The following is a 13,302-nucleotide window of genomic DNA, read 5'->3' as shown; positions in this document are numbered from 1 at the left end:
GACCTACGACTGGTCGACGGCCATGCTCCAGGGCATCACGTCCGGCACCACCACGCCGCTGCTGGGCAAGACCTGCACCCAGAGCGCAGGCGGGAAGCCGGTTTCCGGCACCGTCGCCCCGAGCCGGGACCCCATGCCACACCTGCCGACCCGCCGCCGCCCCGTCCGGCCGCACCCGCTGCTCACCGGCCTCGTCTGCCTGGCTGCCGCGGCTGGCCCACGGTGCGGATCGAAATTCCACCTGATCACCGACCGGAACGGGCAGCCCCTGTCGCTGGGCATCTCCGGCGCCAACATGCACGACAGCCTCGGTCTGAAACCTCTCGTGCGCGGCATCCCGCCCATCCGTTCCCGACGCGGTCCGCGCCGCCGACGTCCGGCCAAGCTGCACGCCGGCAAGGGATACGACTACGACCACCTGCTCAGATGGTGGCCGGGCACTTCCTCGCCCTTTTGTCGGCACAGCCGCAGCCCTCATCGCCGGCCGACGTCTTACGGACAGGATGCAACGTCTACTTCGACATCAGCATCAACGGCGCCCCCGCCGGCCGTATCGTCTTCAACCTCTTCGACGAGGTCGTCCCGAAGACCGCGCGCAACTTCCGTGAGCTGGCCACCGGCCAGCACGGCTACGGTTACGCCGGCTCGGGCTTCCACCGCATCATCCCCCAGTTCATGCTGCAGGGCGGTGATTTCACCAACCACAACGGCACCGGTGGCAGGAGCATCTACGGTGAGAAGTTCGAGGACGAGAACGTCGAGCTGAAGCACGACCGCAAGGACCTGCTGTCGATGGCGAACGCCACCACTCCCGCTGGACGCCGATCTCCTCACTCGCGATCGGCTGGACGCCTGCTCGCCGGCCAAGGGCCTGGCGCACGTTGGTGGGCGCGCCAGGCGAGTCCGAAGCTCTTCGGGCCCCGGACATGAGGTGGAACACCGGCGAGAGCGGACCTGTCGAGCAACGAAGGCTGTGGGACCGGGTCGTCTCGTATGTGCGACACCACACCACCCAGCCAGTCAGTGGCGGTGTCTGCGGTCTGTGCAGTCTGCTGCCCGTCAGTTCACATGCGCAGTCCGCGTGTCACGGGGCGCGCACGTCCTGGGTGGTCATGGCCAGCAGGAGCAGCGCATCATACTCGGCCGTTCCGGGCGGGGCCTGGTAGATCAGCATGCGCTGGGCATCGCCCGTGGGTGTGAGCACCTCGTTGGCGAGGGTGATCAGGCCGATTGTCGGGTGCCGGAACGCCGTCTCACCCGCGCGCTTGACCCATACTTCGTGCCGGCGCCACAGAGCGGCGAACTCGCTGCCGGCCGAGGACAGTTCGTCGACCAGCGCGGCGGTGCGCTCTGGCGCGCTCAGCTCGGCGGTGTGCAGGTGCGCGACGCTGTTGCGGGCCACCCGGTCCCAGTCGGCGAACAGGGTCCGCGCGGCCGCGTGCAAAAAGGTGTACCGGATGGTGTTGCGCTGTGCCGGTGGCCAGTCGCTGAGCCCGGGCATCAGTGCAAGACCCTCAGGATTGGCGGCCAGCACGTCGTTGACCTCGTCGAGTACGTACGCCGGGCTGGGCCGGGCCGACTCCAGCAGCAGTTGCAGGCCAGGGCTGGCCGGCCGCGGGTCGGCGGGCCGGTGGCGTGGTGTCCGCCCGGCGACCTGGTCGGCAAGGCCCAGCAGGTGGGCGTGCTCGTCGGCGGTGAGGCGCAGGGCCCGGGCCAATGCGCTCAGTACGGCATCGCTGGGCGCGGTCTCCCGACCCTGCTCGATCCGGATGTAGTAGTCCACGCTCACGCCGGCCAGCGCGGCCAGTTCCTCGCGGCGCAGCCCAGGTGTGCGCCGGGCGCCCGGCCCGGTGGGCAGCCCGACATCGGCCGGGCCGATCTGCCCGCGGCGGATCCGAAGGAACTTGGCCATCGCGTTCACAGCCTCGAGTCTCCCACCGCTCGCCCCGCTTCTGGGTGGCCGTGGCACACCTAGGAACCACGCGGTCTGCCCCGGAACCGATCCGGCGGTGCAGTCTCGAATCATGACTCAAGCGATCATCATCGGTGGCGGCTCCGGCATGGGCCTTGCCCTGGCCCGGACCCTGCTCGCCGAGGGCATGGATGTGACGATCGTCGGCCGATCCGCCGACCGGCTCGCGACGGCCCAGGCCCAACTGGAGCCTTCCGGGCAAGGGAAGATCAGCACCATCGTGGCCGACATAGCTCGGGAGGAGGACGTGGCCGCACTGTTCGCCCAGGTGGAACGAGTGGACCACGTGGCGGTCACCGCGGCGGATGCCACCGGCGTGTACGGCCGGACCGCCGACGTCGCCACCGCGACCGCTCGGTCCGTCGTCGCTACCAAGCTGCTCGGTGCCTGGCTGGTCGGCAAGTACGCGGCCGGCCGAGTCACCGACTCGATCACATACACCTCGGGCATCAACGCGTACCGGCCCAACGGGTCGAACACGATCATGGCCGCAGCCAACGGCGCGCTCGCTTCACTGGCCTGCGGGCTGGCAATCGAACTGGCGCCAGTGCGCGTCAACGTGGTCTCCCCTGGCTGGGTGGACACCGCCATCTGGAACCAACTCGGCATGGACAAACAGGCGGCCTTCGCCGAACTGGCCGAGCGCCTCCCAGCCCGCCGTGTCGGCACCCCCGACGACATCGCCCAGGCATTCTCGTCGGTCATGCACAACGGATTCATCACCGGAACCGTGCTGCACGTCGACGGAGGGCACCGCATCACCTGATCCGGTGCCCGAACACCCGGCAACCGCGCCGCTCGGCGCTCTGGTCTTCCAGGTCGGACGCAACCACCACGGAGCCTTTCGGCGGGCCGGGAACGCCGAGTTGTCCGGAATCTGCGCGAACGAAGTGCCCACAGCGGGCTGCTCCGGTGGCTTCCTTCACCTTCAGGTCCGCGAGCAGGTCCTGAACTGGCGTACCTGTGCCGCTCACGACCGCCAGATCGCGTTCGATCACATCGACCGGTACGACAAGATGCCAGGCGCCCGCGGCCTGAACGGCGGCGGCCGTGCGGCTGAGCCTGGCAGCTCCGCCCGACCATGGTGGTGCGCCGTGACGGACACGAGCCGATGGACCTGAGCGCCACGCCCGGCGTGCTGGCCGCCGAGTGGGCTGGGAACTCCCGGCCGCTGACGCCCTCCTGCGGGAACGGTGGGCGTCAGCGGGCAGGGCGGTTCGGCGCCGAATGGCCTATGCCGCGCGCGCTCGCGGCGCGGCCACACGGGTGGTTCTGTGCGGAGCGCCTAGGCCGACGCTCGGCCTCGCGATGCCTTTGCCGCACAGGGAACTTGGGGCAGCCGCCTGGTCGACGCCTGTGCGCGTTGATCAGACGATCCGGCGTGCCGACGAGAAGAGGCAAGACATTTGCTCATTAACCTCTGGTCACCTTAATGACGTGGCGGACCGCGTTCGCGTCCGTCGCGTCCGTTTCAACACCCGGAGAAGACATGCGCAATCCTCGCAAGACCGTTGTCGTGGCCGTCCTCCTCGGTGCCGTCGGCTTCCTCGGCGCCGGCACCGCTCACGCCCACGGGGACGGACACAAACACGGTCATGGGCGCGAGCACCGCGGTCGAGAGACCCAGACGGTCCGCATCAGCCAGAGCACCTCATGCACGACGGCCGAAGAGAACGTCGACGTACAGGGCGAGTCTGGGTTCGAGAACGGCCGCGAGGGCAACCCCAACGGCAAGGGCTCTCCTGGCACGCAGAACACCAACGTCGGCTCAAGCCTGGGGTGCAACAACACCATCGTTTTCGGCAAGTAGCGAACCGGCCGGGCTCGTGCGCCAGTGGCCACTGGATTCACGTCCGAGCGGCCCGTGCTTCCCCCCGAGCCCGGCGGCCTGTTGACCTGGGGCTGCACGCGGGGCAGCGGTGCCGGGGTCGCGGCGCTGCAACTCCTGACGGAGCACCGGGCGACCGCACGGTTGGCGTGCCTGAAACCTCCACACAGATATATCCAGAATTGGGGCCTGCAGGCCGAAGCGGATCGCTACCGTGGTTGGATGGACGAAGCGAGTTTTCGGCCACTTGATGTCGGAATCCTCCGTGGGCAGCTCGTCGCACAAGAGGAAGAGGTCCGTCACCTGGCCAAGCAGCTCGGGATCGCCGGCGAGTTCGAGGCTTGCTGCGCGGTGCGCGACGCAGCGGACCTACTGCTTGCCGCCGGCCGAACGCTTTCCGCTGAGAGGCCCTGCCGCAACACGACGCATACCATGGCCGTTTTGTACGCTTTCGGTCGTACGGGCGTCTAGCGATGCGGTTCTGGGCTGCGCCTATCCCTTGGCAGCTGACGGGTAGGCCAGGGCTGATAGTCGACTGGGCCACGTCATCCTTGCGACCCTCACCCCTTGTTCTCCTCGGCGGCCAGCCGTACGTCCAGTCCATCGCCCGCGATGCGCTCGGCGAGGTCGCCGGCCTGCTCGCAGTCCGCTGTCACCACGGCGCCGCTCACGGTCAGGCAGGGGGCCGCGCAGATGCCGCCGAACCAGGCGTCGGCATACGGTTCTTGCAGGCACCGCCCGTGCCGAATCACGTTCAGCGCGCCTCGATCCCCATACCGGCGCTCCGTCGACATCCACTCCATCGAGGGCCCGCACCCGGTTGTCGCCGCGGCCGTACGTCTGCCCGTTCTGTGAGGAAGGGCTCGGACATGAGACGGAGGTCAGCGGTCGCCGCTGCCCGCTCGACCGCCCACACCTACGTATACGTACGGCACCATGCTTCACCACATGATCGAGGCGAGTAACTGCTCGGTGCATGGGTACATTGGAGGGTCCCTCTTCCGCGATGAGACGGCGGTGGGCGTCCTCTCGGGCGGCAAAACCGTGCCGACCAGCTCTGCGGGGATTCCGATGGCCAAGCGGATCGTTCCAGAGCGTGACGACTCGGGGCTAGGCGGCCGTTCCCGCATGGCTGTTCACGCTGGAGAGCTACGACACCCCGCTCAAGCGGGTCGCCGTCACCCCGTGAAAGCTTCCACAGGCCGCCGATCGCACAAGCTCGGCAGGGCTCTGCTGGCGGTCTCAGGAGCGTCGCCCGGCCGGCCGGGACGGCGGCAGACGGCCGATCCGCCACCGTGAAGGCCGCACACGGCTCCTGCGACGACGGCCCTGTCTCAAGGCGCTGGAGACGGACGAGAGCGCAGTGCTGTACGCCTCCACCGCCCGGGCCGGAAGCGGCCCCTGCACCGCCCAGATGGTCGGACAGAGCGTGAGGGTGGAGCTGCGGAAGCCGCTCGGTTGCCGCCTCCTCCTGGACGCCCTCACCGGCCGACCGGTGCCCCACGGAGACCCCAACGGGTTCTCACCGGGCTGGACGTAGGCGCGACGTCATCCAGGCGCTCCCGCGCCGGCTGCCTCGCGGCCCGATCAGTTGGTCGTGTCTGAGTCTGGGATGCCGTTCTCGGCGGCTTTCGCGTAGGCCTGCGCGACGGTGAGGCCCTGGTAGGCCGCGGCGGAGGCGGGGAGGCCGCCCAAGGGCCACGGGCTGGCCGGGGCGCATTTGACCGTGGCGCCGGCGTTCTCGGGGTGGGCGTCGGTCGTCGCCGCGCCGATGTTCACCGGGGGCTTGGGGGCCGACGAGCCGCCGGTGGGTTTCAGGTCGGGGCCGACCACGACGTGGATCGAGGTGATGCCGGAGGCCGTGGTGAGGGAGGAGGGCGGCAGGCCGAGGGCGCTGGCCACTTGCTGGGCCTCACGCTTGTAGATCGGGTCGGAGGTCGGGTATTCCACCTTGCTCGCGGTCAGGGTCGGCGTAGGGTCCCGGCTGACGACGGAGTTGGAGTAGCCCTTGCCGGCCAGCTCGCTCTGCACTGCGGCCGCGCGGCCGGTGATCCCGGTGCCGTTGAGCACGTGGACCTCGATTGTCGACGGGCCCGCCGGCCGGCCGGCGGAGGCGGTGGCGCCCGGCGTCGGCTTCGACGACAAGGTGGTCGGCGTCAGCGACTGGTCGTTGGCGATCGCGTTGAAGAGCTGATGCGCGTTCGGCCCGGGCACCAGCCAGGAGGTCGGGTTGTAGGGGTCCTGCGCGACCTGCATGGTCGTGAAGGTGATGTGGTCGGCCGGTATGGACCCCAGCGTGTTGGCCAGGGTGACCAGTTTCGTCACGCCGGCGAGCCCGTCGTCCACCGCGAACGCCTTGGAGGCGGCCTCCGCCAGGCTGAACACGTTCGTGGGGTCGGCCAGCGTGCTGGCGCTCTTCAGCTTGTGGATGAGGGCGCTGAGGAAGATGTGCTGGGTCTGGGTGCGATCCGTGTCGCTCGCGGTGCCGAAGGCGTGCCGGGTGCGCAGGAACTCCAGGGCGCCCTTGCCCACCAGGGTGTGGGTGCCCTTGGAGAGCTTGAGGTGGGAGCCCGGGTCGTACACGTTGCCGGTGGTGCAGACCTGGACGCCGCCCACAGCGTCGGACATGCTCACCACACCGCCGAAGTCCACCACCATGAAGTGGTCGATGTGGACCCCGGTCAGGGCGTTGACCGCGGATACGGTGCAGCCAGGACCGCGGTTCAGGCTGTTGGTGATCTGGTCGTGCTGCGGGAAGTGGTACGTCTTCCCGTTCTGCGTGCAGTCGGGGATCTGCACGTCGGTGTCGCGCGGGATGCTCATCACCGTGGCGTTCTTGTGGTCCGCCGAGATGTGCAGCAGCATCTCGACGTCAGCGTGCGGCAGCGACGGGTTCGAGCCGCCGAGGTTGCTGTCCAGGGCGCTGTTACGGGTGTCGGAACCGATCAGCATGATGTTCATTGCGCCGGGGATGACGGCGCCCCTCTGCGGCTTGGAGCCGGTGTCCAGGGCACTGTGCTTGATGTTGCCATTGAGCTGGTAGATCCACGCGCAGCCTGCCGCGGCGACGAGTATCACGAAGCCGCCGACGCCCATGGTTATTCGTTTGGCCCGCTGCCTGGGCTTGCGCTTGCGCCTGCGGCCCGGGGCCGCGCCGTTGTCTCGTGGTGGTCGGCCCGCCGGGATCAAGGTGTCCTCGGGCGTTGTCATGAAGGGTGTACTCCTTGTACGGGGGAAGTCCGGCTTCCTCGTCGTTCTGGCGCGCCTGCGGACGCTCGTGCATGGGTTTGATCAGGTTTCGTTGCGGGCCGCTGGCGCCGTCGTGGGCCCGAGTCACGGTTTCCGGCCCCCACCCGGGGCTCGTCGCGACGGCTCGGTACGAGGCCGACGACAAGGTCATCGAGACGTCGATCCCGTCGGACCGCAGCACGTCGACCACTGGTTGGTCTCCGACCCGTTGGTGAGCCGACATCGCCGGCCAACAGGCCCCGCCCGTCATCGAGTTCCACGTACCGCACGAAGCTGTCAGCGCCCGCGGCAGGAGGCCTCCCCGGGGTCACTGTGGTGGCGTCGCTGGGGCCACCGCGACCGTCTCGGGCTCGTCGGCAGCGCCGGTCGGGTGCTCCAGTTCCGGCTGCAGCAGACTGGTGATCCTCCGGGAAGCAGGACGGCCACGCAGGCGAACAGGGCCGACCGCCGCGTGCGTCGGCGCCGGCCGCGGCGGACACCTTCGGAGAGGATCACAAGCACATCCGGCTCACGCGAACTGGGCTTCCTCCGGAGCGTGTTGGTGAAGTCGTCCTCGACGTATCTGCCGGATGTCCTCGGCTTCTTCGGTGCTGCGGTCCGCCTCCCAGTACCGCAGCATCACGACGGCCCCGGCCCCGGGGCGACAGATGCCGCCTCGCATTCAGGAGCGTCACCCTCAACGGCGCGGCGGCCTCGGCGGGTACGGGCGGCTCCGCCACAACCGACGTCGGCACCTCGCCGCTGCACAGCACACACACCGCGTGGAACAGCGATCCCGAACGCCCTGCCGCGAACGCGTGGAAACTCTCTTCGTCGCGGCGCCTCATCCAGGATCCTTTCCATCGGCTCACTGTAACGACGTCGCGAACGCCCTTCCGCGTCCCATGTTCGCCGAAAGAATCTTCAGATCCTCGTCCCACGGTCCTGACATTCAGTGGCAGTAAGGCACAAAAGGAACACATGGCAGCGCGTTCACGACGAATCCGACCGTCCATGTCGAGTGGACCGTGGATGAGGACATCGCCTGGGCGGGAAACGTCCGGCCAAGCGCTGTTGGAACCCCTGAACTGCGGGAAGACGGTGACCGCATCGTCCTTCGTGGACGGCCGAGCCTCACCGAGGACAAAGGGGCTGTCCTGGACATGGGTGGCTCGGTGATTCTGCTCGATGTTGCCGACCCGCCGCTGCCGGATGGTGCCGATGGGTCGTGGGTCGAGGTCCGTGTGGCCTCGGACCACGTCACGGTCTGGCCTTGCGAGGTCTGACCGGCCAGCGAGTGGTCAGGTGTCGCGCCAGTCCGGAGTGGACTCGCGGGCGAGTCGGCGGCTAGAGGGCATCCGATCTGAGTGGTTGCTAGTCAGGGCTGATTTTGTGACTGACGGCATTGACGGTCGTCGCTAGACATGTGAGTGCTCGTCATCCGTAGCGGTGATGTGTCCGATGCCCGCTGGGACTTGATCGAACCGGTCTTCACGGCCTGGTGAGCCAGACGGACCGGGCCTGGTACGGCGGCGGCCCGAGTCCACGACCTGCGGGTCTGTCCGGCGGATCTTGCCGGGCTCTCCCTGAGCACAGCCGGTGCTGTGGCACTTGACGGTGCTTCCGATCAATTGAGTCGACACCCGTTCCGAGCTGCGGGAAACTCCCCGCGATGACTCAACGAACCGACACGCCTCCCACGTGGGACGAGCGTACGCAGCTGGCCACCTTCCTGGACTACGCCCGTGATACCGCGCGAGCCAAGTGTGAGGGCGTGTCCGCCGAAGATGCTCGCAAGGCCCCACTCCCGAGTTCACCGCTGATGACGTTGTGCGGGCTGATCAGTCATCTGCGGTGGGTCGAGTACTACTGGTTCCAAGTGATGTTCCTGGGCGAGGAGCTTGCGGGGCCGCTCACCGAGGCGACCGACGATGATCCCGATCCTGAGATGCGGACAGCAGTCGACATCCCGTTGCCCCAGCTTCTCGCCGAGTACGAGGAGCAGAGTGCCCGCTACCGTCGCCTGGTGTCCGACCACGAGCTGAACTCAACGGCCAAGCGTCCCATCAGCGACGGCCGCCACGTCGATCTCCGCTGGGTGATCCTCCACCTCATTGAGGAGACGTCCCGCCACAACGGCCACCTCGACGTCGTGCGCGAGCTCGTCGACGGGCGTACCGGCGCCTGAGATCTCGTGCGAGTCACGAGCGGAGCCAGAGCCGGATCGAGGCGAGGGTGACGGTGCCGTGGAACACATAGGCGCGTTTGTCGAACCTGGTGGCAACGGCGCGGGAGTTCTTGAGTGCCAAGATGGTCCGTTCGACTTCGTTCCTGCGCTTGTAGATCGTCTTCTCGAAGCCGGCGGGCCGTCCGCCCTTGCTGCCGCGGCGTTTGCGCTTGGCTCGCTGGTTCTTCGGCTCGGGGATGGTGTGCTTGATCTGCCGTCTGCGCAGGTAACGGCGGTTGCGGCGGGAGGAATACGCCTTGTCACCGCCGAGGTGGTCCGGGCGGGTGCGGGGGCGTCCGCCGCCGAGGCGGCCGACACGGATGCGTTCCATGACGGGGATGAACTGCGGGGCATCGCCCCACTGGCCTGGAGTGATCAGCAGGGCCAGGGGACGGAGCCCGCCTTCCCCAGCCAGATGGATCTTGGAGGTGAGGCCGCCCCGGGAGCGTCCGAGCCCTTCGTCGGGACGGTGTTGCCGGGGCGCGCGCCTTTTCCCGGTCTGCGGGGGCCTCTTGCGTGCTCCGGCCGCGTGCTGGTGGGCTCGGCAGGTGGTGGAGTCCACCGACACCATCGACCGGTCGATGCTGCCCTGGGCATCCGCGTCGGCCAGGACGGCCGCGAAGAGCCTGTCCCACGTGCCGTCCGCTGACCAACGTCTGTGCCGCTCATACACGGTCTTCCACTTCCCGAACTGCGCAGGCAGATCCCGCCACGGCATCCCGGTCCGGTTCCGGTACAGGATCCCGTTGATGATCCTGCGATGACTGGCCCAACGACCGCGGCGCTGCCCAGCCTTGGGCAGATGCGGCTTCAGCCGGGCCCACTCCTCGTTCGTGAGATCTCCCCGCCCCATGGCCATGCCAACGGACCGAAACGCGAGAAGTCACATGATCCGCCGGACAGGCCCGCGAGAGATCGTAAACGCGATCCCGCCGTACAAGACCGTGTATGACAACTTCGCCAAGTGCGAGGCGGACGGCACACCCAGCAGGTTCACGACCTGTTGGGGGTCAGGGCGCGTGAGAGCAGCCGCCGATGGCTCGCCTTGCCGGAAGGGACCGCGGCGGTGCCGTATGTCCCGTGAAGTCGTGGCGAGCTCCTGGTGCTGGTGCTGGTGCTTTCGCGCTCGGCACTCAGGATGGCTGGACCTGGTCGAAGTGGGCGAGGGCTTCGGCGGGGTCCGGGCTCACGAGGCGTTCCAGACCTGCAGTCGTGATCTTCGCCCACCTGTCGGCCCGTGCCCACATCTGTTCCTCGAAGGCGCGGACGGTCTTGTCCAGGTCTCCCGGGCTGGTGGCGATGGCCTCGGCGAGTTCGGCGCCTTCCAGCATCGCGAGGTTCGCGCCCGCTCCCAGTGGGGGCATCAAGTGTGCGGCGTCGCCCAGTAGCGTCACCCCGAAGACGTGGGTCCAGGTGTGGGACACGGGCAGCACGTAGAGGGGGCGGTGGACGAACGCGCTGCCGTGGCGGAGGAGGTCGAGGACGGGAGCGGCCCAGCCGTCGAACAGGGCGAGCAGACTCGATCGCACGGCCTCGGCGTCGGCCAGGTCCAGGTGTGTGTGCCAGTCCAGCGGCGCGCGGAACCGGGCGTACACCTTGACGTGGCCACCGCTGTTGCGCTGGGCGACGAGACTTCGGTTCACGCCGTACACAGCGACGGAACCGTCGCCGACCAGCCGGGCGAGGTCTCGGTGGCGGGTGTCGACGTCGTCGAGGGAGGTCTCGACCACGGTGACGCCGGTGTAGTGCGGCGTCACCGATGAGACTGCGGGGCGCACCCGGGACCAGGCGCCGTCCGCGCCGACCACGAGGTCGAACGTCTCCTGTCGCCCGTCCGCGAAATGGACCAGTGCGCCGTCCCGGGTCCCCGGCACCACCTGGGTCACGCCCCGCCCCCACTGGACGTCGAGGGGGCCGAGCAGCAGGTCACGGAGTTCCCCGCGGTCGATTTCGGGATTGGCCCGGTCGTCTTGACGCGGTCGCCAGTCGCGCAGGACGGTCCCGTCCGTGTCCAGGATGCGCATGGCCTGCCCCTCGGGACGGGACAGCGCCTGGAACTCCGCCAGCAGCCCGGCCTTGTCCAGCGCGAGCTGGCCCAGCCCTTCGTGCAGGTCCAGCGTGCCTCCCAGGGGGCGGGCATCGGGGGCGGGATCACGTTCGAGGATGGTGACGGGGTAGCCATGGCGGTGCAGGACCCGGGCGAAGGTGAGGCCGCCGGGACCGCTCCCGACCACAGCGATACGTTGTCTCATGTCGATACACTGTATTGTCACGCTACGGCGTATCGCAACCGTACGATGTCACCATGACTGTGTGGGACCGGCCGGAGCCGCCGACTCGCCCCGTGCCGCTCGACCGGGAGCGGATCGTCGCCGCCGCCATCGCACTGGCCGACGAGGGCGGTCTGGAGGCGGTGTCGTTGCGCAAGGTCGCCGCCCGGCTGAACGCCGGCCCGATGCGGCTGTACGGATACATCTCCACCAAGGAGGAGCTGTTCGACCTCATGGTGGACGAGGTCCAGGCCGAGATTCTCCCCGAGGAGCAGCCCGGAGACTGGCGGGAGGCGCTGCGCATCCTCGCCCACCGCACCAGGCAGGCCGCTCTCCGTCACGAATGGCTGGCCGACCTGCTCGGCGGCCGCCCGACCCTGGGCCCGAACGGCCTTGCCGTGACCGAGGCCAAGCTGGCCGCCCTCGACGGCCTCGCCGACCTCGGCACCGTCATGTGCGCCGTGGAGACCGTCAGCGCCTACGTCGCCGGCGCGATCAGGCGCGAGATCGCGAACCTGCGGGCCGAGCGCGCCACGGGTCTGTCCGAGCGCGACTGGCAGCGCGTCTCCGGCCCGCATGTGACGAGAATGTTGGCCACGGGCCGCTTCCCCGCGCTGGCCAAGGCGGTGTACGACGGCACGGACGTGGACGCCGAGGCATCCTTCACGACCGGCCTGGACTGGGTCCTCGACGCCGTGGCAGCCAAACTCACCGGGCCGCCGGCGTGACGCTTTGCTCTTGCCCGAGTGTCAGTCGTGGGCACTGACCGACCGGGTTGTTCCACGCTTCAGTGCGGCCACCGTGCTGATCCTCGACGGCGCTCTGGAGGCGGTAGCGTCCCTGACATGCTGGAGAGTCCTGACGTGTCGGTGGCACTGCGAGGCGGGGTGACCAACCACTCGCAGGCCTGGGAGTTCGTGCGCTGGTTCGCTGGTCAGTGGACCGGGCGCCCTCTGCGGCCCGAAGACGGTTGCGCCGTGGAAGAGTTGAGGGCCGCGGAAGGCGATCTCGGCTTCGCACTCCCCGCCGCCTTGCGCGAGGGATACGCGCTTTGGGGCCACCGAGATGACCTGACCCGGCAGCAGGACCCCTTGGTCCCGCCGTCCGGGCTCTATGTCGACGACGCCCTGGGTGGCGTACTGGTCTTTCGCCGCGAGAACCAGGACTGCGCGTCATGGGCGATCCCCCTCGCCCAGATCGAGCAGGACGATCCTCCAGTGGTGGTGGTGACCCACCAGGGCTGGGTTCCCTTCCTCGATCGGATGTCCCTGGCGTGGGTCGAGTTGGTGCTGAGCGAGTCGCTCTTGGGAGCCGACAGCCTGTACGACGCCTGCGAGCTGCCGGACGTGCTGGTGCCGAGCCTCCAGGCTCGCTACTCCCGTATCGACCTGCCTGATTGTCCGATGTGGGCGAGCGAGGAGGACTCACCCGTGCGCTGGTATGCGGCCCCCGGCCGATTGCTGCGCCGGGACGGCCTCCAGGACCACTGCTGGATCCACGCCCGCGGTCACGCAGTCGCCGATCTCGAGATGATCCGCGCAGACCTCCCCGGTCGTTGGGTTGGCTGACCCGCCGACGCCCGGCCACCAGCGGTACGGTGCGGCGGTTGGACCACCCTGGGGTGCCGGGTGCGGCTTTTGTCGGGGAGGTCGTCTGTGGCACGACCCTGCCGGGACGATCGTCTGGAGCACGATGAACGGGGCTCGGCAATCGAGCACCTTCGGCACGACGGCCTTACCCCGGGCGCGGTCCCGCTGCGGCCGGTCGGCAGGCTGGT

The 13,302-nt window shown here is 68.7% G+C and carries 14 protein-coding genes and 1 pseudogene; 9 read left to right on the top strand and 6 right to left on the bottom strand.

Annotated features, from left to right (window positions below; translation table 11 throughout):
* Nucleotides 1-226 precede the first annotated feature (226 nt).
* Nucleotides 227-430: pseudogene (locus tag FB563_RS33360) on the top strand (IS5/IS1182 family transposase); the annotation flags it as partial.
* Nucleotides 427-930 carry a peptidylprolyl isomerase gene (locus FB563_RS33355; RefSeq protein WP_079048511.1) on the top strand — a complete coding sequence of 168 codons (504 nt, stop codon included), beginning with the start codon at nt 427-429 and terminating at the stop codon, nt 928-930. The pseudogene FB563_RS33360 and the gene FB563_RS33355, both read left to right, overlap by 4 nt.
* 154 nt (nt 931-1,084) lie before the next feature.
* Here the strand turns inward: FB563_RS33355 and FB563_RS33350 are convergent, their stop codons facing one another.
* Nucleotides 1,085-1,912, bottom strand: coding sequence for a helix-turn-helix domain-containing protein (locus FB563_RS33350; protein ID WP_055703994.1), 828 nt, complete (start codon nt 1,910-1,912; stop codon nt 1,085-1,087).
* Between the two features lie 112 nt (nt 1,913-2,024).
* On the opposite strand from FB563_RS33350, the gene FB563_RS33345 reads away from it, so the two are divergent.
* A complete protein-coding gene (locus FB563_RS33345) occupies nt 2,025-2,738 on the top strand; it encodes an SDR family oxidoreductase (protein ID WP_055703917.1) in 714 nt (237 codons plus the stop codon).
* Here FB563_RS33345 and FB563_RS33340 read toward each other — a convergent pair.
* Nucleotides 2,731-2,970 (bottom strand): hypothetical protein, encoded by a 240-nt coding sequence (locus FB563_RS33340; protein WP_142219135.1) that lies wholly within the window; start codon nt 2,968-2,970, stop codon nt 2,731-2,733. The two genes, FB563_RS33345 and FB563_RS33340, sit on opposite strands and share 8 nt — an antisense overlap.
* Before the next feature lie 491 nt (nt 2,971-3,461).
* Between FB563_RS33340 and FB563_RS33335 the strand changes: the two genes are divergently transcribed.
* Nucleotides 3,462-3,782, top strand: coding sequence for a hypothetical protein (locus tag FB563_RS33335; protein ID WP_055703919.1), 321 nt, complete (start codon nt 3,462-3,464; stop codon nt 3,780-3,782).
* A 240-nt stretch (nt 3,783-4,022) separates the two neighbouring features.
* Nucleotides 4,023-4,271: a hypothetical protein gene (locus tag FB563_RS33330; protein WP_142219134.1), complete on the top strand. Its 249-nt coding sequence runs from the start codon at nt 4,023-4,025 to the stop codon at nt 4,269-4,271.
* Nucleotides 4,272-4,360: 89 nt separating this feature from the next.
* Here the strand turns inward: FB563_RS33330 and FB563_RS33325 are convergent, their stop codons facing one another.
* Nucleotides 4,361-4,552, bottom strand: a complete 192-nt coding sequence (locus FB563_RS33325) for a hypothetical protein (RefSeq protein ID WP_055703921.1) — start codon at nt 4,550-4,552, stop codon at nt 4,361-4,363.
* Between the two features lie 835 nt (nt 4,553-5,387).
* Nucleotides 5,388-7,010 carry an LCP family protein gene (locus FB563_RS33320; RefSeq protein WP_107100500.1) on the bottom strand — a complete coding sequence of 541 codons (1,623 nt, stop codon included), beginning with the start codon at nt 7,008-7,010 and terminating at the stop codon, nt 5,388-5,390.
* A 1,046-nt stretch (nt 7,011-8,056) separates the two neighbouring features.
* On the opposite strand from FB563_RS33320, the gene FB563_RS33315 reads away from it, so the two are divergent.
* Together FB563_RS33315 and FB563_RS33310 are read left to right on the top strand one after the other, a co-directional pair.
* Complete coding sequence (locus tag FB563_RS33315; RefSeq protein WP_142219133.1) at nt 8,057-8,314, top strand: hypothetical protein; 258 nt, start codon at nt 8,057-8,059, stop codon at nt 8,312-8,314.
* Between the two features lie 386 nt (nt 8,315-8,700).
* A complete protein-coding gene (locus FB563_RS33310; protein WP_055703923.1) occupies nt 8,701-9,216 on the top strand; it encodes a DinB family protein in 516 nt (171 codons plus the stop codon).
* A 13-nt stretch (nt 9,217-9,229) separates the two neighbouring features.
* Here FB563_RS33310 and FB563_RS33305 read toward each other — a convergent pair whose 3' ends face one another.
* Nucleotides 9,230-10,108 carry an IS5 family transposase gene (locus FB563_RS33305; protein ID WP_055703995.1) on the bottom strand — a complete coding sequence of 293 codons (879 nt, stop codon included), beginning with the start codon at nt 10,106-10,108 and terminating at the stop codon, nt 9,230-9,232.
* 280 nt (nt 10,109-10,388) lie between these two features.
* Nucleotides 10,389-11,507: an FAD-dependent oxidoreductase gene (locus tag FB563_RS33300; protein WP_055703924.1), complete on the bottom strand. Its 1,119-nt coding sequence runs from the start codon at nt 11,505-11,507 to the stop codon at nt 10,389-10,391.
* 53 nt (nt 11,508-11,560) lie between these two features.
* Here FB563_RS33300 and FB563_RS33295 point away from each other — a divergent pair, with 53 nt between their 5' ends.
* Together FB563_RS33295 and FB563_RS33290 are read left to right on the top strand one after the other, a co-directional pair.
* Entirely contained in the window at nt 11,561-12,253 is a 693-nt protein-coding gene (locus FB563_RS33295; RefSeq protein WP_055703925.1) for a TetR/AcrR family transcriptional regulator, read from the top strand.
* 117 nt (nt 12,254-12,370) lie between these two features.
* Nucleotides 12,371-13,093, top strand: a complete 723-nt coding sequence (locus tag FB563_RS33290) for a hypothetical protein (protein WP_055703926.1) — start codon at nt 12,371-12,373, stop codon at nt 13,091-13,093.
* Nucleotides 13,094-13,302 lie beyond the last annotated feature (209 nt).

Source organism: Streptomyces puniciscabiei (assembly GCF_006715785.1).
Taxonomy (GTDB): domain Bacteria; phylum Actinomycetota; class Actinomycetes; order Streptomycetales; family Streptomycetaceae; genus Streptomyces; species Streptomyces puniciscabiei.
Note: the sequence above shows the minus strand (reverse complement) of the source record. Positions and strands in the feature narration are given on the sequence as shown.

Coding starts and splice junctions, on each gene's coding strand:
- FB563_RS33345 (WP_055703917.1), top strand. CDS start 2,025: ATGACTCAAGCGATCATCATCGGTGGCGGCTCCGGCATGGGCCTTGCC.
- FB563_RS33295 (WP_055703925.1), top strand. CDS start 11,561: ATGACTGTGTGGGACCGGCCGGAGCCGCCGACTCGCCCCGTGCCGCTC.
- FB563_RS33335 (WP_055703919.1), top strand. CDS start 3,462: ATGCGCAATCCTCGCAAGACCGTTGTCGTGGCCGTCCTCCTCGGTGCC.
- FB563_RS33300 (WP_055703924.1), bottom strand. CDS start 11,507: ATGAGACAACGTATCGCTGTGGTCGGGAGCGGTCCCGGCGGCCTCACC.
- FB563_RS33290 (WP_055703926.1), top strand. CDS start 12,371: ATGCTGGAGAGTCCTGACGTGTCGGTGGCACTGCGAGGCGGGGTGACC.
- FB563_RS33350 (WP_055703994.1), bottom strand. CDS start 1,912: ATGGCCAAGTTCCTTCGGATCCGCCGCGGGCAGATCGGCCCGGCCGAT.
- FB563_RS33330 (WP_142219134.1), top strand. CDS start 4,023: ATGGACGAAGCGAGTTTTCGGCCACTTGATGTCGGAATCCTCCGTGGG.
- FB563_RS33305 (WP_055703995.1), bottom strand. CDS start 10,108: ATGGGGCGGGGAGATCTCACGAACGAGGAGTGGGCCCGGCTGAAGCCG.
- FB563_RS33355 (WP_079048511.1), top strand. CDS start 427: ATGGTGGCCGGGCACTTCCTCGCCCTTTTGTCGGCACAGCCGCAGCCC.
- FB563_RS33310 (WP_055703923.1), top strand. CDS start 8,701: ATGACTCAACGAACCGACACGCCTCCCACGTGGGACGAGCGTACGCAG.
- FB563_RS33320 (WP_107100500.1), bottom strand. CDS start 7,010: ATGACAACGCCCGAGGACACCTTGATCCCGGCGGGCCGACCACCACGA.